Source organism: Vibrio sp. 1069 (genome assembly GCF_033340555.1).
On sequence record NZ_JAWOWP010000033.1, the window covers coordinates 1 to 19,178 of the forward strand.

19 protein-coding genes and 1 tRNA gene are annotated in these 19,178 nt (G+C 46.2%); 7 read left to right on the forward strand and 13 right to left on the reverse strand.

Going from position 1 to position 19,178, the window contains the following annotated elements; translation table 11 throughout:
• Nucleotides 1-83 precede the first annotated feature (83 nt).
• The 4 genes from frdD to frdA are packed head-to-tail and all read right to left on the reverse strand — an operon-like array spanning nt 84 to nt 3,416.
• Entirely contained in the window at nt 84-461 is a 378-nt protein-coding gene (frdD, locus tag R7040_RS23600; protein ID WP_005381493.1) for a fumarate reductase subunit FrdD, read from the reverse strand.
• A gap of 11 nt (nt 462-472) precedes the next feature.
• On the reverse strand, nt 473-856 hold the full coding sequence (gene frdC, locus R7040_RS23605; RefSeq protein ID WP_005381491.1) for a fumarate reductase subunit FrdC: 384 nt from the start codon (nt 854-856) through the stop codon (nt 473-475).
• A 2-nt stretch (nt 857-858) separates the two neighbouring features.
• On the reverse strand, nt 859-1,617 hold the full coding sequence (locus tag R7040_RS23610) for a succinate dehydrogenase/fumarate reductase iron-sulfur subunit (protein WP_318097222.1): 759 nt from the start codon (nt 1,615-1,617) through the stop codon (nt 859-861).
• On the reverse strand, nt 1,617-3,416 hold the full coding sequence (gene frdA / locus R7040_RS23615; RefSeq protein WP_115386347.1) for a fumarate reductase (quinol) flavoprotein subunit: 1,800 nt from the start codon (nt 3,414-3,416) through the stop codon (nt 1,617-1,619). Before frdA ends, R7040_RS23610 begins: the two co-directional genes overlap by 1 nt.
• Nucleotides 3,417-3,851: 435 nt before the next feature.
• Here frdA and epmA point away from each other — a divergent pair, with 435 nt between their 5' ends.
• The 4 genes from epmA (at nt 3,852) to R7040_RS23635 (ending at nt 6,965) form a co-directional block, all read left to right on the forward strand.
• Nucleotides 3,852-4,823, forward strand: coding sequence for an elongation factor P--(R)-beta-lysine ligase (gene epmA / locus R7040_RS23620; RefSeq protein WP_318081610.1), 972 nt, complete (start codon nt 3,852-3,854; stop codon nt 4,821-4,823).
• A 9-nt stretch (nt 4,824-4,832) separates the two neighbouring features.
• Nucleotides 4,833-5,207, forward strand: coding sequence for a VanZ family protein (locus R7040_RS23625; RefSeq protein WP_017635567.1), 375 nt, complete (start codon nt 4,833-4,835; stop codon nt 5,205-5,207).
• Between the two features lie 21 nt (nt 5,208-5,228).
• Complete coding sequence (locus tag R7040_RS23630; protein ID WP_054701982.1) at nt 5,229-5,864, forward strand: TetR/AcrR family transcriptional regulator; 636 nt, start codon at nt 5,229-5,231, stop codon at nt 5,862-5,864.
• Nucleotides 5,865-6,008: 144 nt separating this feature from the next.
• Nucleotides 6,009-6,965, forward strand: coding sequence for a DHH family phosphoesterase (locus tag R7040_RS23635; RefSeq protein WP_170897538.1), 957 nt, complete (start codon nt 6,009-6,011; stop codon nt 6,963-6,965).
• A 73-nt stretch (nt 6,966-7,038) separates the two neighbouring features.
• Here R7040_RS23635 and R7040_RS23640 read toward each other — a convergent pair whose 3' ends face one another.
• From R7040_RS23640 to R7040_RS23660, 5 genes are all read right to left on the reverse strand, one after another.
• Nucleotides 7,039-8,184, reverse strand: a complete 1,146-nt coding sequence (locus R7040_RS23640) for a murein hydrolase activator EnvC family protein (RefSeq protein WP_005381476.1) — start codon at nt 8,182-8,184, stop codon at nt 7,039-7,041.
• Nucleotides 8,185-8,211: 27 nt separating this feature from the next.
• Nucleotides 8,212-9,033, reverse strand: coding sequence for a serine O-acetyltransferase (gene cysE, locus R7040_RS23645; RefSeq protein WP_005381475.1), 822 nt, complete (start codon nt 9,031-9,033; stop codon nt 8,212-8,214).
• A 78-nt stretch (nt 9,034-9,111) separates the two neighbouring features.
• Entirely contained in the window at nt 9,112-10,149 is a 1,038-nt protein-coding gene (gpsA, locus tag R7040_RS23650) for an NAD(P)H-dependent glycerol-3-phosphate dehydrogenase (protein WP_054577183.1), read from the reverse strand.
• 195 nt (nt 10,150-10,344) lie between these two features.
• Complete coding sequence (gene secB, locus R7040_RS23655; RefSeq protein WP_005386410.1) at nt 10,345-10,809, reverse strand: protein-export chaperone SecB; 465 nt, start codon at nt 10,807-10,809, stop codon at nt 10,345-10,347.
• A 225-nt stretch (nt 10,810-11,034) separates the two neighbouring features.
• Complete coding sequence (locus R7040_RS23660; protein WP_005381472.1) at nt 11,035-11,469, reverse strand: rhodanese-like domain-containing protein; 435 nt, start codon at nt 11,467-11,469, stop codon at nt 11,035-11,037.
• A 547-nt stretch (nt 11,470-12,016) separates the two neighbouring features.
• Between R7040_RS23660 and gpmM the strand changes: the two genes are divergently transcribed.
• Nucleotides 12,017-13,549 (forward strand): 2,3-bisphosphoglycerate-independent phosphoglycerate mutase, encoded by a 1,533-nt coding sequence (gpmM, locus tag R7040_RS23665; RefSeq protein ID WP_005381471.1) that lies wholly within the window; start codon nt 12,017-12,019, stop codon nt 13,547-13,549.
• An 82-nt stretch (nt 13,550-13,631) separates the two neighbouring features.
• Here gpmM and R7040_RS23670 read toward each other — a convergent pair whose 3' ends face one another.
• The 4 genes from R7040_RS23670 to rsgA form a co-directional block, all read right to left on the reverse strand.
• Nucleotides 13,632-14,519 (reverse strand): DMT family transporter, encoded by an 888-nt coding sequence (locus R7040_RS23670; RefSeq protein ID WP_005381469.1) that lies wholly within the window; start codon nt 14,517-14,519, stop codon nt 13,632-13,634.
• Nucleotides 14,520-14,651: 132 nt separating this feature from the next.
• Complete coding sequence (locus tag R7040_RS23675) at nt 14,652-16,067, reverse strand: SLC13 family permease (protein ID WP_104975656.1); 1,416 nt, start codon at nt 16,065-16,067, stop codon at nt 14,652-14,654.
• 166 nt (nt 16,068-16,233) lie between these two features.
• Complete coding sequence (gene asd, locus R7040_RS23680; RefSeq protein WP_005381465.1) at nt 16,234-17,091, reverse strand: archaetidylserine decarboxylase; 858 nt, start codon at nt 17,089-17,091, stop codon at nt 16,234-16,236.
• 116 nt (nt 17,092-17,207) lie between these two features.
• On the reverse strand, nt 17,208-18,272 hold the full coding sequence (rsgA, locus tag R7040_RS23685) for a small ribosomal subunit biogenesis GTPase RsgA (RefSeq protein WP_025768798.1): 1,065 nt from the start codon (nt 18,270-18,272) through the stop codon (nt 17,208-17,210).
• Between the two features lie 129 nt (nt 18,273-18,401).
• On the opposite strand from rsgA, the gene orn reads away from it, so the two are divergent.
• Entirely contained in the window at nt 18,402-18,947 is a 546-nt protein-coding gene (gene orn / locus R7040_RS23690; RefSeq protein WP_017635574.1) for an oligoribonuclease, read from the forward strand.
• 156 nt (nt 18,948-19,103) lie between these two features.
• Nucleotides 19,104-19,176, forward strand: a tRNA-Gly gene (locus R7040_RS23695).
• Nucleotides 19,177-19,178 lie beyond the last annotated feature (2 nt).

The window sequence follows — 19,178 nt, forward strand, 5'->3', positions numbered from 1 at the left end:
TTTAAAATACAAAACGCCCGATGAAGTACATCGAGCGTTTTAGTTAAAAAGTGTCAACCCATATCAGGACGGGTCACAGTCTCTTAAATCATGAAGATAAAGATAACTGCTAGTGCAGTGATGAGGCCTGCAAATGCATAGCATGCAATTTTACCAATCACACCAGTGTGGAATTTAAGGTCGTGCATGCCGTGGTGTACACGGTGCATTGCATGCCACATTGGCAATGCTAGCGTGCCAATGATGAATAGCGCACCGATGATGCTGGTTGCGAAGGCAGAGACACGCTCGTAGCTCATCGCTTCTGCGTCAATCACGCCTAGTGGGACCAAGATACCTAGCACAAGAACGGTGATTGGCGTGATCATCGCGAACCAAGTACCACCTGCGCCAAACAGACCCCACCAGATTGGCTCATCAGAACGTTTTGGTGATGTGTTTACACTATAATTCGGTTTCATTGCTCAGCTCCTTACACCACGATGAGAACGATCAGTGAGATAAACGCAACAGCGGCCCACTGAGTCAATACGATGATCTTCTTGTCCACTGGTTTGCCTTTCAAACGAATTGGCATTACTTGTGGCATCATGCTGAAGAAAGTTTGAGCGTGGAATAGGCTACCGAGTAGTGCAACGATGTTGATTGCGACTACGATTGGGTTCGCCATGAATGCTAACCAACCTTGCCATGCTTCAGGACCTTTCACCAAGCAACCTAAACCGAAAGTTAGGAACAGAGTGAATAGGATTAACGGAAGCACCGTAGCTTCGCGTAGCATGTAGAAGCGGTAGAAAGGATGGTTCTTCCACCAAGTGCGTTTTACTTCACGAACGTAAGGTTTACGATTGCTCATCCTTATGCCTCCACTTTCTTTGGTGAACCATCAGGTTTCAACATAGCAATCACGAAGTCCATAGAAGACTCCACTTTGCCTTGGTTTACTGCCGCTGCTGGGTCAACGTTCTTCGGACAAACTTCAGAACAGTAACCAACAAACGTACAACCCCAAGCACCGTTTTCACCGTTGATAAGCTTCATGCGCTCATCTTTACCGTTGTCACGGCTGTCTAGGTTGTAGCGGTGGGCTAGCGTTAGTGCAGCAGGACCGATGAAATCTGGGTTAAGACCAAACTGAGGACATGCTGCATAGCACAGACCACAGTTGATACAGCCAGCGAATTGCTTGTATTTCGCCATCTGTTCTGGCGTTTGCAAGTTCGTACCGTCTTCTGGTTTACGATCGTTACCAATGATGTATGGTTTGATTGCTTCTAGGCGCTCGATGAATGGCGTCATATCAACAATCAAGTCTTTCTCGATTGGGAAGTTCGCTAGAGGCTCGATAGTCACACCGTCTGGGTAGTCACGTAGGAAGCTCTTACAAGCAAGTTTCGGTACGTTGTTCACCATGATGCCGCAAGAACCACAGATCGCCATACGGCAAGACCAACGGTAAGACAGATCTTTGTCTAGGTGGTCTTTGATGTAACCAAGTGCGTCAAGTACAGACATGGTTTCATCGAATGGGACTTCGAATGTTTGCTTGTATGGTTCTGCATCTTTTTCTGGGTCGTAACGCAGGATGTCTACTTTTTGAATGCGATTTGCTGACATTATGCTTGCTCCTCTGCGTTCTTCTCTTCAGCCGCGGCTTTTTCTGCTGCTTCACCGTATAGACGAGCTTTTGGTTGTGACTTAGTGATGGTCACATTGCTGTAATCGATACTTGGTGCTGACTCTGGCTTGTAGAAAGCAAGTGAGTGTTTTAGGAAGTTCACGTCATCACGTTCTGTACAACCGTCGTCTAGACGTTGGTGCGCACCGCGAGATTCTTTACGCAGAATCGCAGAGTGAACCATCGCTTCTGCGACTTCTAGGCCGTAGCCTACTTCAATGGCGTACAGAAGGTCAGTGTTGAACACTTTACCTTTGTCTTTGATGCTGATGCGTTTGTAGCGTTCTTTCAACTCAGTGATCTTGTCGATAGTCGCTTGCATCAAATCTTCTTGGCGGTAGATACCACAACCCGCTTCCATGGTGTGACCCATTTCCGTGCGGATTTCTGCCCAGTTTTCGTCGCCTTCTTGGTTCATTAGGTTAGCGATGCGTTCTTCAACCGCTTTGACTTGCGCGTCAATTGCCGCGTCGTTCCAGCCTTTGAATTCTGCCGCACGTTTCACTGCGTTTTCACCAGCTACGCGGCCAAATACTACGAATTCAGCCAGTGAGTTAGAACCTAGACGGTTTGCACCGTGAAGACCAACAGACGCACATTCACCCACCGCGAATAGGCCTTTAATGCGAGTTTCACAACCGCCGTCCGTTTCAATACCACCCATCGTGTAGTGAACGGTTGGACGAATTGGAATTGGCTCTTTTGCAGGGTCCACGTTTACATAAGCTTTTGCTAGCTCACAGATGAACGGTAGACGTTCTTGTAGGTACTCTTCACCAAGGTGGCGAAGGTCTAGGTGCACCACGTCACCCAGTGGGTGTTTGATGGTGTTGCCTTTCTGTTGTTCGTGCCAGAAAGCTTGAGAAACTTTGTCACGAGGACCCAGTTCCATGTATTTGTTCTTCGGTTGGCCAACTGGAGTTTCAGGGCCCATGCCGTAATCTTGTAGGTAACGGTAGCCATTCTTGTTAACGATGATACCGCCTTCACCACGACAACCTTCCGTCATCAGGATACCTGTGCCTGGAAGACCGGTTGGGTGGTATTGAACGAATTCCATATCACGTAGAGGAACGCCGTGACGGTAAGCCATTGCCATACCATCGCCCGTTACGATACCGCCGTTGGTGTTACAGTGGTAAACACGGCCCGCGCCACCTGTTGCTAGAACAACCGATTTTGCTTTGATAGTAACAAGCTCGCCTTCAGACATGTGAATAGCAATCAGACCTTGAACTTCGCCTTCATCAACAAGCAGATCCACCACAAAGTACTCATCAAAACGTTTGATGTTGCTGTACTTCATTGATGTCTGGAATAGCGTATGAAGCATGTGGAAGCCAGTTTTGTCTGCAGCGAACCAAGTACGTTCAACCTTCATACCACCAAAGCGGCGTACGTTGACTTCACCGTTCTCTTTACGACTCCATGGGCAACCCCATTGCTCCATTTGGATCATTTCGCGAGTCGCGTTCTCTACAAAGTATTCAACAACATCCTGTTCACATAGCCAGTCACCACCGCCAACAGTGTCGTTGAAGTGGTTGTCTAAGCTATCTTCATCCTTGATAACTGCTGCTGAGCCACCCTCTGCAGCGACCGTGTGGGAGCGCATTGGATAAACTTTAGAAATCAGAGCGACTTCTAAGTCTGGGTTTGCTTCAGCCGCTGCAATAGCAGTACGAAGACCAGCGCCGCCTGCGCCGATGACTGCGATATCTGTGGTGATAATTTGCACAGTTATCCTCCAGTGTGTGATTGCGGAAATCCGCTTGTTATTGTCATTACGAGGCGCTCCTTAAAAAGAACTCCCCAAAAGTAGTAGGGTTAGTGTAGATGAGCCACATGGCAGAAAAATTGATGTAATTGGGTTTTTGCTTCGGTAATGCACTTAAGGGCATAGAATTTATAGGTTATGTGACTGCTATCACGGCATCGAGGTTTTGGCCCTCAAGCATTAACATTAGGGATGTTAAACCCGTGTTGCGTGACATTAACCGCATGGATAATAGGATTTTAACTGAGTGTTTTTTGTTCTGCGGCACGAGTAATGCTTGCCTCAAATTTGCGAGCACATTAGTAAAAAGAAGAAGGGATATTCCTCTCTTCTTGAAGAGTAAAAAGCATGTAGAATGAGACTTTCCTCGCTGAATTAAAGTTTGAGAGACTTGTTATGCAAACCAACTGGCAACCTACTGCTTCCATTGACCAACTTCGTCAACGTGCGACGTTAATCGCGTCGATTCGACAATTCTTCGCTGACCGACAGGTGATGGAAGTCGATACGCCAGCCATGAGTCACGCAACCGTGACTGACATTCATTTGCATACTTTCCAAACCGAGTTTGTTGGCCCAGGCTATGCCGATGGCAGTAAGCTGTTTTTTATGACCAGCCCAGAGTTCCATATGAAGCGCCTTTTGGCTGCGGGCAGCGGTTGTATTTATCAAATCAACAAAGCATTTCGTAATGAAGAGAATGGTCGCTACCACAACCCTGAATTCACGATGTTGGAGTGGTATCGCGTTGGCTTTGACCATCATAAATTGATGGATGAAATGGATGACCTGTTGCAGCTGGTATTGAAGTGTGGCGCCGCGCATCGCATGACGTATCAGCAAGCCTTCATTGATGTGTTGGGTGTGTGTCCACTGGAAGGCTCGATGACTGAGCTGAAAGCGGCGGCAAGCAAGCTGGGTTTGAGTGACATTGCTGAGCCTGAAGAAGATCGCGATACGCTGCTGCAACTACTATTTAGCGTGGGAGTAGAAAACAAAATTGGTCAGGACGTGCCGGCTTTTGTGTACGACTTCCCTGCATCACAGGCGGCGCTTGCGAAAATCAATCCTCAAGATCATCGCGTCGCGGATCGTTTTGAAGTGTACTTTAAGGGGATAGAGCTGGCGAACGGATTTCATGAACTGGATAACCCGAAAGAGCAATTAGCGCGCTTTGAACAAGATAACGCAAAGCGTATCGAAATGGGTTTAAAACCACAGCCGATCGATTATCATCTGATCTCTGCACTGGAAGCAGGGTTGCCAGATTGTGCAGGGGTCGCGTTGGGTATCGAGCGTTTGATCATGCTGGCGCTAGGCTGTGACCACATTGATCAAGTGACGGCCTTTCCATTTCCAATTGCATAAGGACGTCCAATGAACCTGACGGCTGCACGTTTCGTCATTTTTAGCTACGCCATATTGATCGCTTTTTTATCTCTGAGTTCAGGTGAACTGCAAGACTGGGGCAATATCGCGTATCTCGACAAAATGCAGCACGCTATGGCGTATAGCGGCTTTGCGTTTTTAGGTTGTTTTTGTGTGTGGCGTTGGCGTCAACGTTGGGCGGTGGCGATTAGTATTTTGCTATTCAGCGCCGTTATTGAGTGGTTGCAAGGGTATGTAGGGCGACAAACTTCTTGGTTAGACCTTGTCGCCAACTCAACTGGCATCTTAACTGGTCTGTTATGTTACCGTATTTGGAGCCTCTATCGACCTAGGTTGGTGAAGTCGCTATACTCGATTCGTTAATGAAGAGGGAACACGATAACAATGAAAACGCGCGACAAAATCGTCTACGCGGCACTGGAGTTGTTCAACCAACATGGTGAGCGAAACATCACCACCAATCACATTGCCGATCACATCGAAATTAGCCCTGGTAATCTGTATTACCACTTCCGCAATAAGCAAGAAATCGTTCGTGAGATCTTTGCGCTTTATTCAGCAGAACTTTTAGAAAGATTTACCCCTATTCAAGGTTCGCAAGAGAGCCTGACTATGCTGAAGAGCTACCTAGACTCTATTTTTACCTTGATGTGGAAATACCGCTTTTTCTACGCAAACTTACCAGAAATCTTGTCACGAGATGAACAGCTACACGAACAGTACATCGATGTGCAAGAGAAGCTGCAAGCGAACCTCATTGCTATTATGCAAGAGTTCGTAACGATGAAGCTGTTGAATGTCGATCAACAACAGTTGAAGTCATTGGTATGTACATTGCACTTGATTGCGTGTAGTTGGTTGGCATATCAATCCGCGATGGCTTCAAAAACCAACATTACCGAGCAAGTGGTGAAGCAAGGGATGTTGCAGATGCTTAATGTCGTTAAGCCATTAGCAACTGAGCAGGGCTTAGAGCAGCTACTGTTATTAGAAGATGCGGTTAGCAATCTACACAGTTAAACGTCAAGCTGCTTAATATTTCGAGAGTCACTCTCATTTTCGAGTCGTGGCTCGAGTTGACTTGTCAAATATGCCACGCACAATAGTCCCATACGCTAAAAACCCTTGCAGGGATAAGATTCTCGATAAAGGAACTATCGCCCCATGAATTACGACATTTTTAATGGTGATGCTGATGGCATCATTGCTCTTCTACAATTACGTTTGGCTGATCCTGTCGATGCCCAGTTAATAACCGGTGTAAAGCGCGACATCAAGCTGGTGGAAAAAGTAGACGTGCAAGCGGGTGATGAGCTGACTGTGTTAGACATTTCGATGGAAAAGAACATGGCAGGTCTAGAGCAAGCTTTGGCTCAAGGCGCGCACGTCTTTTACGCCGATCATCACAAAGCGGGCGACATTCCTCAGCATGGTAATTTGGATGCGCACATCGATCTCGATGCCAACATGTGCACGGCGTTGATTGTCGATAAGTTGCTTGATGGGCGTTTTCATGACTGGGCGATTACGGCGGCTTATGGCGATAACATGATTGCTAAAGCCGATGAGTTAGCGAATAACGCGGGCTTGTCGCAGCAACAGAAAGAGCAGCTTAAAGAGCTGGGTACTTTAATTAACTACAACGGCTACGGATCGAAGGTCGAAGATTTACACTTTCATCCTGCGGATTTGTACCAAGCTTTGCTGAAGTACGCGTCGCCATTTGACGCTATTGAAGATAAAACCTCACCTTACTACCAACTGCAGTCTGCTTACCAACAAGATATGGATGCCGCTCTGGCAGTGCCTGCCACGCATGAGAGCGGTAAGCTGAAGCTGTTCGAACTACCAAACACGGCCGCATCACGTCGAATCAGTGGTGTTTATGGCAATTGGCTGGCAAATCAAAATCCAGATTCTGCTCATGCAGTACTCACCGAAAATGCAGATGGCACTTACACGGTCTCTCTACGCGCCCCGTTGAACAACAAACAAGGCGCCGTTGCCGTGTGTGGGCAGTTTCCAACTGGTGGCGGCCGAGAAGCGGCGGCAGGCATCAATGCCTTAAGCAAAGATGATGTAAGTGCTTTTATTGATGCGGTAGAAACCTACTACGCATAGCATTTTCCAAAATATGAATACAAAAAAGGAACCGAGTGGTTCCTTTTTTATTATAAGTCGATGAGTCAGATAATCAGCGTTTTAACCAAGATTTCGGATTCTGCGCTTCACTATTACGACGAATTTCAAAGTACAGCGATGGCCTGTCTTGACCACCCGTATCACCCGCGAGAGCAATCACTTCGCCTGCGGTGACTCGATCGCCTTCTTTTTTCGTCAACGCTTGGTTGTAACCATAGAGGGTCATGTCACCTTTTCCGTGGTCGAGCAGTACCACTAAACCGTATCCGCGCAGATACTCAGCAAATACGACAGTACCAGGATAAACGGCTTTCACTTGTTGACCATAGTTGGCAGACAACACCATGCCCTTCCAGTTTACCTGCCCAGTTTGTCGCGTACCAAAGTTGTGTAACACACTGCCTTTGAGTGGCCAAGGCAACTTACCGCGCTGTTTGCCGAGTCCGTCCATTGGCACCGCATTACGCTTCGCTGCTTTGGCGATCTCTGCTTTTAAACGGGTTTCGTTGCGTTGCAGCTCGGCTAAGTAGCGTTTGTCATTCTTGATACTGCTCTGAATTTTATTCAGGGTTTGCTTACGCTTGGATTGTGTACTCGCTAGCGCTGTACGTTTTTCGGATTGCTGCTTGAGCAGAGTCTCGATTTGCTCTTTTTCTAGCTCGAGCTGGTTTTTGTTGTGCGCTAATTCTTGGGTTATTTTGGTGATCGCATCAATTACTTCAGCACGTGCTTTAGCTAAATGCTGGAAGTATTGGCTCATGCGGTCTTCTTCCACACCTTGATTTAACAAGTGACCATTGGCCTTCGCTCGCTCGGTTACGTAATACGTTTGCAGCAGCTGTTTGAGTTCTTCTTCTTGCTCTTGACGCTGTGCTTCTTGCAAGGCAATTTTCTCTTCCAGGTTTTCTATGTTTTTGTCTGCTTGTGCGAGGTTAGACTTGGTTTGTCGTATTTCACGCTCAAGCTTAGAAATACCAAGCTCTTGATCTTTTAGTGATTTCTGTAACTCATTGAGCTGCTTTTCTTGGGAAGAGAGCGATTTGCGCTGACGGCTTATCTCACTGGATACGCCTTTGAGCTCTTGCTGACTCACAGCAGAGGAGGTAATGGGATAAGTGGCAGATAAAGCACAAGTTAATAAAATAGCCGAGCGTAGAACAGGGTGATTTTGTTTTCGCACTTGAGAGTTACCTACCACGTTGTTGTCAAAAAGGTTTGTTGACGATTAAATACCATCTCCATGGATAAAGCTTTGCGACTTGCCGTTAAAGCCTTGATCCATATCGAGAGAGGGTTTGTCCGTTTTTGGACGTCCGACGATTTTTGCAGGCACGCCAGCCACCGTTGTGTGAGGAGGCACGGCTTGCAATACCACAGAGCAAGATCCGATTTTCGCGCCTTCACCGACTTCGATATTGCCAAGAATCTTTGCACCAGCTCCGATCATCACACCCTCGCGAATTTTCGGGTGACGATCACCGCATTCTTTACCAGTACCACCAAGGGTGACATCTTGCAGTATAGACACGTCGTTTTCGACCACGGCAGTTTCACCAATCACGATGCCTGTTGCATGGTCGAGCATGATACCACTACCAATGCGCGCTGCAGGGTGGATATCGACCTGACATGCTACCGAAATCTGATTTTGTAGGTAAGTCGCAAGAGCGTGACGACCTTGCTTCCACAGCCAGTTTGCTACTCGGTAGCCTTGCAGTGCGTGATAGCCTTTTAGGTACAGCAATGGCATTGAGTACATTGAAACAGCAGGGTCGCGATTGACCGTGGCACAAATATCACAAGCCGCGCCGTCAGTGATGGTTGGATCAGCCGCAAAGGCTTCTTCAACCACTTCACGCACAGCCATCGCTGGCATGGAAGCGGTGTTCAATTTGTTAGCCAGAATATAACTCAGAGCGGCACACAAACTTTCATGCTTGATAATGGTGGCATGATAGAAGCTTGCCAGCATAGGCTCTTGTTCTGACATTTCACGGGCTTCTGAGACAATTTTGTTCCAGACTTTTTGTTTTTCGCAGTGTTTCATTCTCAATATCCAGAGTGGTTCTTCCGTGACCCGACAACTTCAATTTTTCTCAGATGAGCTGCAAAGGGCGGTAGATTGCTACTTTCCTTCGGCTTTTTTGTCACGAGCAAGTAAATCTTGCGCTGCTAAGCGCGCATCTTTTCCTTGATACAATACTTGATAAATTTGATCAACTATCGGCATCTCAACACCCATACGTTGAGAAAGTAGCCATACTTCTTTTGTATTGCGGTAACCTTCAACCACTTGACCAATTTCTTCTTGAGCCGTATCAACGTCTTTACCTTGGCCTAATGCCAAGCCAAAGCGTCGGTTACGTGATTGGTTATCGGTACATGTCAGGACAAGATCGCCTAAACCCGCCATGCCCATAAAGGTTTCTGGCTGTGCACCCAGCGCAGAACCAAGGCGACTCATTTCAGCTAAGCCACGAGTAATTAATGCGGTACGAGCATTGGCGCCAAAACCGATACCATCAGACATACCCGCACCAATCGCAATAACGTTTTTCACAGCGCCGCCCAATTGCATACCAATAAAGTCACTATTGGCGTATACGCGGAAGGTTTTGCTACAGTGGATTTTTTCTTGTAGATCCGCAACAAATTCAGAATCTGGAGACGCAACAGAGATTGCAGTCGGCATACCCATTGCGAGCTCTTTCGCAAACGTTGGGCCAGACAATACTGCTAGTGAGTAGTTTTCACCGATAATGTCATAAGCGACGTCTTTCAGCAGGCGCCCCGTTTCAGGTTCAAGCCCTTTGGTTGCCCAACAGATGCGAGAGTCTTCGCGCAAGAATGGTTTACAGCTGTTTAGCACGATGCCAAAGACATGGCTTGGAACCACAACCAACAAATCTCGGCTTGCTTGAACGGCTTTTTCTAAATCCGATTCAATGATCAAGCTTTCAGGGAAATCAACACCTGGTAAGAAGGCATGGTTAGCTCGGTCTGCTTCTAGGCGAGCCATGTGCTCTGGCTCGTGTCCCCAAAGGACAACGTTCGCGCCGTTACGAGCGAGTGAGATTGCCAAAGAGGTGCCGTATGAGCCTGCGCCAATCACAGTCATTGCGATGTCTTTACCGTAAGCATTGTTTGTATTTGCTTGTGTCATGCTACCGCCTAATTGTCTTGCTACTAGTAGAATCTAGTTCCTAATCGTCAAATTTTACGCCTTCTGGCGATTAGGAACTAGGAACTTTTGTCAGAAATAAAAAATGCACATTGCATCGGATGGTAGACGCTCTGTGCATTTTATTTGAGTCGGTGACGTCAGCACTGTGGCTATTCGTCACTTATAAAACGTGAATTACGCTTCAGCTTCGCCTTGTTGAGCTTGCTGTTGTAGGTAGTTCATGAATAGCGCGTCAAAGTTTACTGGCGCTAGGTTCAGTTGAGGGAACGTACCTTTAACGACTAGGCTTGAGATAGTTTCACGAGCGTATGGGAATAGGATGTTCGGGCAGAATGCGCCTAGGCAATGTGCAAGTTGACCAGCTTCCATTTGTTCAGCAGTGAAGATACCACCTTGTTGAACTTCACATAGGAACGCAGTCTCTTCTTCGTTCTTCACAGTAACGGTTAGACGTAGAACAACTTCGTAAACGCCTTCACCAAGCTCACGGCTTTGAGTGTCTAGGTCTAGTTTAACGTCTGGGTTCCACTCTTTCTGGAAAATTACTGGAGAGTTCGGCGCTTCAAAAGAAACGTCTTTTAGGAAGATGCGTTGAATTGCGAAGTTTTGTTGTGCGTCTTGAGGTGCTGCTTCAGCCATTTTTTAATCCTTAAATCAATATTTGTTGAGCCTAGAAACGTCTAAGCTCAGAAAACTGGTATGTCCTGAGACTAACTGAGCCAATCTACCTTGACTAGATGAAGCGTGTATTACGTGCAAAGCGTCACAACTTAGTGCTCCAACTGCTTTCAATTTGCTCAGTTTTTTGTCCGCGAGGCTTGGTAAAAGCGCGTTTAAACGCGAACTTTCGTTCTTGCCACGTTCCTACTTTTTACCGCGAACTAACGGCAGGTTCGCTTCGTTCCACGCAATCAAACCATTTTTTAGTAGGCTCACTTTTTCGAAGCCAGCTTTTACTAATAGGTTTGCGCTTTCTTGAGCGGTCTGTCCTGTCTTGCATACCACAATGATTGGGTCTGATTTGTGGTTTTCAAGGCTACCCAAGTTACCCGCTTTGATGTCTGACGGTAAAATGTGAAGTGAGTCGGTGATATGACCTTTTTTGAACTCGTCCTTGGTACGGATATCCACTACAACGCCGTTTTCACGGTTCATAAGATGAGTCAGTTGGTTTACGTTGATTTCTTTGTATGCGGCTGTCGCTGACTTCACGATGTTCATGATAAAGGCGACAAGAAGACCTACCCAAACCAAAGATAGAATCATGTTCTGTTGGAAAAATTCAATGTACTCTTGCATGTCTTGAGCTCTTACGCTGTTGGCGGAAAAATAAAGCAGGAGTATAGCGAGGTTACGGCTCTTAGGCGAGAGGGTTAAAATTTTCTAACGAATAATTGAGATCTCTATAAACCCTTTATGCCCTTACTATCCGTACATTTCGCTCTGGTAGCTTGATTGCTTTTGCCTATTGGACTTATCGGTTTAAGTGACTTCTGTTTTACTGAGAAAAGAGAACAATAGGTATTAACCCATCTTGTTTGATGTTGCTTTAAATTAGCGCTGTTTCAAGTGCAAAAATAAGAATGAGAAGCGTAAGAAAACCGAACTTAGACTGGGGTGTACAAAGCGTATTAGAAATGACTATGCTTGTGGAACACGATTGTCGGCACTGACTCGTTGTTCGCTTAACTTGTAAGATAGCAACAATAAATCGCAAACATTATTTGATCTTAACCTACAGTTTTGGTTAAAAAGTGTAGTAAAATTACGCTAGTTTTGTTTCAAGGTTAGATAGGGCAGCGAGGCCCTACGCCAAAAGTTACTTAAATTTGATGAGGTCATCACTATGTCAGCTAAGAAGCCACTGGCTCTAGTTATCCTTGACGGTTACGGTTACCGTGAAGACACAGCAAGTAACGCAATTGCGAATGCGAAAACACCAGTAATGGATGCTCTGATTGCGAATAACCCACACACATTAATCTCTGCTTCAGGCATGGATGTTGGCCTTCCTGATGGTCAAATGGGTAACTCTGAAGTTGGTCACACTAACATTGGTGCAGGCCGCGTTGTATACCAAGACCTGACTCGTATCACTAAATCAATTGCTGATGGTGAGTTCGAACAAACGCCTGCGCTAGTTGAAGCAATCGACTCTGCTGTGAAAGCTGAAAAAGCAGTACACATCATGGGCCTGATGTCTCCAGGCGGTGTTCACTCTCACGAAGACCACATTTACGCTGCAGTTGAAATGGCAGCGGCGCGTGGCGCAGAGAAAATCTACCTACACTGCTTCCTAGACGGCCGTGACACACCACCACGTAGTGCTGAAAACTCACTACAACGTTTCCAAGACCTATTTGCGAAACTAGGTAAAGGCCGCGTTGCTTCTCTAGTAGGTCGTTACTACGCAATGGACCGTGACAACAACTGGGATCGCGTCCAAGTTGCTTACGATCTTCTAACTCAAGCTAAAGCTGAGTTCACAGCAGAAACGGCAGTTGCAGGTCTAGAAGCGGCTTACGCTCGTGAAGAAAACGACGAATTCGTTAAAGCAACAGCTATCAAAGCGGAAGGTCAAGAAGACGCAATCATGCAAGATGGTGATGCGGTTATCTTCATGAACTACCGTGCTGACCGTGCACGTCAAATCACTCGTGCATTCGTTCCTGCGTTTGACGGCTTTGAGCGTGCAGTATTCCCAGCAATCAACTTTGTGATGCTGACTCAATACGCGGCTGATATCCCTCTAGCTATCGCATTCCCACCTGCGTCTCTAGAAAACACTTACGGTGAGTGGCTATCTAAACAAGGTCAAACTCAGCTACGTATCTCTGAAACAGAGAAATACGCACACGTGACTTTCTTCTTCAACGGTGGTGTTGAGAACGAATTTGAAGGCGAAGAGCGTCAATTGGTTGCTTCACCAAAAGTTGCAACGTACGACATGCAGCCTGAAATGAGCTCTCCAGAACTAACAGATAAGATGGTTGCGGCTATCAAGTCTGGTAAGTTCGATACCATCATCTGTAACTACCCGAACGCAGATATGGTTGGTCACACTGGCGTTTATGAAGCGGCTGAGAAAGCAATCGAAGCTCTAGATGAAAGTGTGGGTAAAGTGGTTGAAGCAATCAAAGAAGTTGGCGGTCAACTATTGATCACTGCGGACCACGGTAACGCAGAAATGATGATCGACCCTGAAACTGGCGGCATCCACACTGCTCATACTAACCTACCAGTACCTCTAATCTATGTAGGTGACAAAGCGGTTGAATTCAAAGAAGGCGGTAAACTGTCTGACCTTGCACCAACCATGCTTTCTCTAGCTGGTCTAGAAATCCCAGCAGAAATGACGGGTGAAGTACTAGTTAAATAATTAACTAACGGCTCCGAATGACAAAAGCCCGAGTTTAAACTCGGGCTTTTTTGTATCTGGCAGTAAGGGCTGGTCTGTAAGGTTACTGAACCAAAATGCCAGCACCAATCACAGCTAGGGCTGCGCCCAACCATGCAAATCGGTTTGGTCGGCGTTTAGTGTAAATCCAGAGCAGTGGTAGCAACATAATTGGCGTGGTTGAAGATAGAAGTGCAACCATACCTACATTTCCTTCTTGCAGTGCGTATAAGATTAGCGTCATGCCGACGGCCATCGCCAAGAAACCATTAAGGGCAGTAATACCAAATACGCGCCAAGTAATGTGTTGCGTCGAGCGAGCGACTTTGACCCCTAGAACTAACAACATGCTGTGGGCGAAAAAGGCACTGATCATTCGAATAGCAGAAGCCGCAACTGGGTCAATACTGGTTTGCATTACTGGCTTGGCGATAATGCCTCCCAATGCTTGGCACATTGCTGCGGTTAAGCCAAGTCCAATACCTACCCAGATGTTACCTTTAATGTCTTCCAAGACGTTATTCACTTGACCTCTTCGGCCAAAGAATATCGCCATCACCACGCCGCTAAATACCAATGATGCGCCCAGTAGTTCTATTGTGGTCATGACTTCGCTAAATAAGAAGTAGCCCAAGATGGCAGAGAACACGGCGTGGCAAGAGAAGAGTAACCCGGCTTGTCTTGGCCCCATACGATTCAAACACGCGAATAGAGCGGTATCGCCAATAAAAATACCAATCAGTCCTGAGGCCATCATTGGCGTTACATGTTCCCAAGAAACCGTTAACCAGCCGCCAGTTATCCAGGCCATAGTTGATAAGATCACGGCCGTACAGCCCATGCGCCAGCGGCTGTAAGAAAAAGCGCCTAGGTGTTGTGCAGGAATGACCGAAATTAGGCTAGAAACTGCCCACAGAAAAGCGGCGCATAAAGCAAGCCATTCGTAACCCATGATGTGTCGACGTCCTTGTAGAGTAGAGGAGTCTTAATATGCACGAAATTTATGGGATGTAAAAGCCGCTCTGTAAGGGCAGTAGCTGGAGAGCAGCTCCATGACAACACGCTTTTTCATGGAGCTCTTCGATTAAAACAGTACCAAAACTGCGCCATACACGATAAGTAGACCAATCAAACCGAGAATCAGGCCTACTTTCGCCATGTCTTTGCTCTCGATGAGGCCTGTTGAATAAGCCAAAGAGTTTGGTGGTGTGGAAACCGGTAAGATCATGCCAAGTGATGCGGAGAAGGCGACGACAACCAATAAACCTTGTAGGCCACCAACCGCAATAAGGCTTGGCATGGATGTACCAATAGCGGCAGCAATAGGCATCAATAAGTTTGCCGTTGCGGTATTAGACATAAAGTTCGCCATTAACCAGCACACTACCGATAGGGCTAAAACAACGGCAAATGGTGATAGCAGGCTGTAATCAATGGCGTGCGCTAATGCTTCGGCTAAGCCCGTTTTGTCTAAGGCAATGCCAATTGCTATACCACCGGCAACTAGCCATAAAACATCCCAGTTAATCAGCTTGAGCTCTTCTTTTCCCATAATGCCCGTTAACGTGAACACTGCTAGTGGGATAATCGCGACAACATATGTATTCATGCCATGCACTTTCGTTGTCATCCAAAGCAAAATGGTTAGTGCAAAAGTGATGTAGACGACGATCGCACGCCAGCTCCTTTTGAATGTACCATCTAGCTTTAGTTTCATTTCTGGTTCGCTAGACGGAAACAGCTTTTGCAACAAGAACCAAGCTACAGTGAGTTGTACCAACACAAATGGTAGACCCATTGTCATCCACGATAGGAAGTCTATCGCGTTTTCTCCAGTGAGATATTGAAGCGCTATCGCATTAGGTGGCGTGCCTATCGGAGTCGCAATGCCGCCTGTATTCGCGGCAATTGGAATACACAACACCAGTGCTTTAATGCCTAAATCCCCTTTAGGTGCTGAAGCGACGATGGGGCCAAGCAGGGCTAGCATCATCACAGTCGTGGCAGTATTGGACATAAACATTGAAAAAACGGCGGTAATTAACATCAAGCCCAGCATGATGAACTTAGGTTGGGTGCCGAATGGTTTTAATAGTACTCGGGCGAGGTTGTTGTCGAGCTCGTATTTGGAAGCCGCAATCGCAAGAGCAAAACCACCCATAAAAAGAATAATGATCGGTGAAGAGAAGGCCGAGAAAATATCGGTGTAAGCAATTAACTCTCCTAAATCATGCCCCGCTGGTGGATTGCGAAATAGATGCAAACCTTTATCCGATATCATGATCAGTTCAAGAGCGATAATAAGAATGGACGTAGCAAAAACGGGAACCGGCTCGAGAACCCAAAGTAGGGCAGCAAGAAGAAAAATAGCTAACAGGCGATGCTGAATTAAAGTGAGATCGTCAATAGGAATAGCATCTATCGGCATCATCAAAACACCGAGCGGAATTAAAAAGCACACCAGCAATTTCGCCAACGTGTTTACACTCATCTTTGGCATTGGCTGCCCCTCTAAATATTCATTCTAAGCGCAGGATAATTGATTGTGGAATGAGGGTCTTAGAGGCAGGTATGAGTTTGAGAAATAGAGGCTAAATTTCGAACGGAGTTTTGCTTTTTATCAATAAAAAGAGCCCTTAATAAAGGGCTCTTTAACGGAGTTTTGCTTATTTTTTCAAGGCGTAAGGTGTGCCCATAACGGTTGGCTTACCGTTTTCCATGCTTGCGTCAAACTCAATCGCGTCTTTGGCAAACAGGTTAATAACAGTAGAACCCAGTTTGAAGCGGCCCATCTCTTCGCCTTTTTTCAAGATCACGGCCTTGTCACCCTCTGCTGGGTAATCCCATTTGTAGACAGTGTTTCCACGAGGCGGAGTGATCGTGCCAGCCCATACTTGCTCAATGCTACCAACAATTGTCGCACCAACAAGCACCTGTGCCATTGGACCAAACTCAGTATCGAAGATACACACCACACGCTCGTTACGTGCAAATAGGTTCGGTACGTTTTCTGCTGTCAGAGGGTTTACTGAGAACAGGTCACCTGGTACGTAAATCATTTGGCGCAGAGTGCCGTCACATGGCATGTGTACACGGTGGTAATCGCGCGGAGATAGGTACAATGTTGCAAAAGAACCATCTTTAAATTCGTCAGCTAAATTCGCGTCACCGCCCAGCAATTCTTGTGCTGAGAAGTGATGACCTTTTGCTTGGATAAGTTGACCATCTTCAATAGGGCCAAACTGGCTAACACAAGCGTCGGCTGGATGAGTGATGACGTTTTCGCCTTCAGAAATTGGGCGTGCGCCTTCTTTTAGCTCACGAACGAAAAACTCGTTGAACGTTTTAAAATGCTTAGGATCTGAGTGCTTTGCCTCATCCATATTCACATTGTATTGTTTGATAAACCAACGAATAACTGCTGTTGTTAGACCGCCAGCTTTTGCTGAAGCCAGTTTACCCATTAGGCGAGTGAGGCCGTGTTGTGGGATCCAGTACTGCAGTCCAACTTTAAACTTGTCCATCTTTAATTCCGATACTTCTGTTAGATTCGCGCTTTAGGGCGCGTGATGTTACTGAAATTTAATTTGCTTGTCAGTATTAGGTGAAGACTTTTTACACAGTTACAGCCTTAACTCAATTACAGATCGGCTTTTTTATTACGTGAATACTGACGATTTGCTTTATTTTCAACCATGCTTTCCAAAATGCGATGATAGTTTTCAAAGCGAGTTTCGTTAATTTCCCCGTTCTCGACAGCTTCACGTAGAAGGCAGCCTGGGTCATCATTGTGTTTACAATCTCGGAACTTGCAACCACCTAAATATGGTCGAAATTCAACGAATGCTTTTGTTACTTCTTCTGCTTCCAAATGCCAAAGACCAAATTCACGTACTCCAGGTGAGTCGATCAAATCGCCACCCGTTGGAATGTGGTATAAACGTGCAGCCGTCGTGGTGTGTTGGCCCAAGCCAGAGTTCTCAGAGACTTCGCCTTCTTCCACTTCGCTCTCTAGTTCCGGCATTAACGCGTTGACTAAGCTGGATTTCCCTACGCCTGATTGACCAACAAAGATATTAATTCGGTCACGCAGCAGGGTTTCTAGTTCAGCGATGCCTTCTCCAGACTTCTTGCTGACCAGAAGCACTTTATAGCCAATACGTTCATATTCTTTGAGCCATTCTTCATACATTGCACGATCATCGGCTTCTAGAAGGTCTACCTTATTTAAGACCAACAATGGCGCAATATTCAGTGTTTCTGATGCAACGAGATAGCGGTCAATAATATTTAGCGATAGCTCTGGTAATACCGAAGAGACAATGACCATTTGATCAATATTGGCTGCAACGGGTTTTAGGCCATCGTAATAATCTGGACGAGTGAGCACTGAAGAGCGAGGTTCTACCGCTTCAACAACACCAGAGATGCCCGCCATAGACTCCAATCCTTCGCGCCATAAAACACGATCGCCAGATACTAGAGACTCAATACCACGGCGGAGGTTACAGCGTTGAATTTCGCCTGTTTCAAGGTCTTCAATGTCCGCGTGCTGACCAAAACGAGTGATCACGAGACCTTGCTTGCTGGCGCCTAGCATGTTTTCATCCCACTGGATGGACTCTTCTTGCTTCTTCAAACGCTTTTGTTGGTTGCTACGTACGCGTCGCACCTGACCTTTGGTTAACTTTTTCTTCTTTGCCACAATTCTGTACTTTATGTGAATTTACTCAAATGGTTGAGCCGTACTCTTGGCTCCGTGTATGAGTATCGTGTTTCTCGTATTTTGAGGTATAGTACCTCTTTTATCGATAAACAAATAGGCGGCGTAACCATGTCCTTTAGCGATCAAAACCTAATTTGGGTTGATTTAGAGATGACAGGGCTTGATCCTGAAACGCACAAAATCATCGAAATTGCTTCTATTGTCACGGATAGCGAACTAAATATTTTGGCTGAAGGTCCAGTGTTAGCGATTCATCAGCCGGAAGAAGAACTGGCGAAAATGGACGACTGGTGTACTAATACGCATACGGCAAGCGGTTTGGTTGAGCGCGTTCGAAACAGTCAAATCTCAGAACAAGACGCAGTCGCACAAACCATTGAATTTTTAGAAAAATGGGTGCCAAAAGGGGCGTCGCCAATATGTGGTAACAGCATTGGGCAGGATCGTCGCTTTTTATACAAGCATATGCCTGAGTTGGAAGAGTTCTTCCATTACCGATATGTTGACGTTAGTACTCTTAAAGAACTAGCACGTCGCTGGCAACCTGAGGTGCTAAATGGGTTCACAAAACAGGGAACACATTTGGCCTTGGACGACATTCGTGAGTCCATCGCAGAACTTAAGTACTATCGAGGTACTATTTTCAAGATTTAACTGTTAAGGTTGCGATCCAAATTGTTGTAATTTATATCGCTTTTGATTGCTTTTTCGTCGTTCAGTAAAAAAATAAAGTTTTTTTGAAGGAAGGACTTGCATCACAAAAAAATGCTCTTATAATTCGCAGCCCTAAACAGCGGAAACGTTGTTGATGCGACACTAGCTCAGTTGGTAGAGCGCAACCTTGCCAAGGTTGAGGTCACGAGTTCGAACCTCGTGTGTCGCTCC

Excerpts from the sequence above, each read along its gene's own strand:
- R7040_RS23670 (WP_005381469.1), bottom strand. The coding sequence starts at position 14,519 with ATGGGTTACGAATGGCTTGCTTTATGCGCCGCTTTTCTGTGGGCAGTT.
- R7040_RS23610 (WP_318097222.1), bottom strand. The coding sequence starts at position 1,617 with ATGTCAGCAAATCGCATTCAAAAAGTAGACATCCTGCGTTACGACCCA.
- asd (WP_005381465.1), bottom strand. The coding sequence starts at position 17,091 with ATGGACAAGTTTAAAGTTGGACTGCAGTACTGGATCCCACAACACGGC.
- frdD (WP_005381493.1), bottom strand. The coding sequence starts at position 461 with ATGAAACCGAATTATAGTGTAAACACATCACCAAAACGTTCTGATGAG.
- gpmM (WP_005381471.1), top strand. The coding sequence starts at position 12,017 with ATGTCAGCTAAGAAGCCACTGGCTCTAGTTATCCTTGACGGTTACGGT.
- secB (WP_005386410.1), bottom strand. The coding sequence starts at position 10,809 with ATGGCTGAAGCAGCACCTCAAGACGCACAACAAAACTTCGCAATTCAA.
- R7040_RS23625 (WP_017635567.1), top strand. The coding sequence starts at position 4,833 with ATGAACCTGACGGCTGCACGTTTCGTCATTTTTAGCTACGCCATATTG.
- frdC (WP_005381491.1), bottom strand. The coding sequence starts at position 856 with ATGAGCAATCGTAAACCTTACGTTCGTGAAGTAAAACGCACTTGGTGG.
- cysE (WP_005381475.1), bottom strand. The coding sequence starts at position 9,033 with ATGAAACACTGCGAAAAACAAAAAGTCTGGAACAAAATTGTCTCAGAA.
- R7040_RS23630 (WP_054701982.1), top strand. The coding sequence starts at position 5,229 with ATGAAAACGCGCGACAAAATCGTCTACGCGGCACTGGAGTTGTTCAAC.
- gpsA (WP_054577183.1), bottom strand. The coding sequence starts at position 10,149 with ATGACACAAGCAAATACAAACAATGCTTACGGTAAAGACATCGCAATG.
- R7040_RS23635 (WP_170897538.1), top strand. The coding sequence starts at position 6,009 with ATGAATTACGACATTTTTAATGGTGATGCTGATGGCATCATTGCTCTT.
- R7040_RS23675 (WP_104975656.1), bottom strand. The coding sequence starts at position 16,067 with ATGCCAAAGATGAGTGTAAACACGTTGGCGAAATTGCTGGTGTGCTTT.
- R7040_RS23660 (WP_005381472.1), bottom strand. The coding sequence starts at position 11,469 with ATGCAAGAGTACATTGAATTTTTCCAACAGAACATGATTCTATCTTTG.
- epmA (WP_318081610.1), top strand. The coding sequence starts at position 3,852 with ATGCAAACCAACTGGCAACCTACTGCTTCCATTGACCAACTTCGTCAA.
- orn (WP_017635574.1), top strand. The coding sequence starts at position 18,402 with ATGTCCTTTAGCGATCAAAACCTAATTTGGGTTGATTTAGAGATGACA.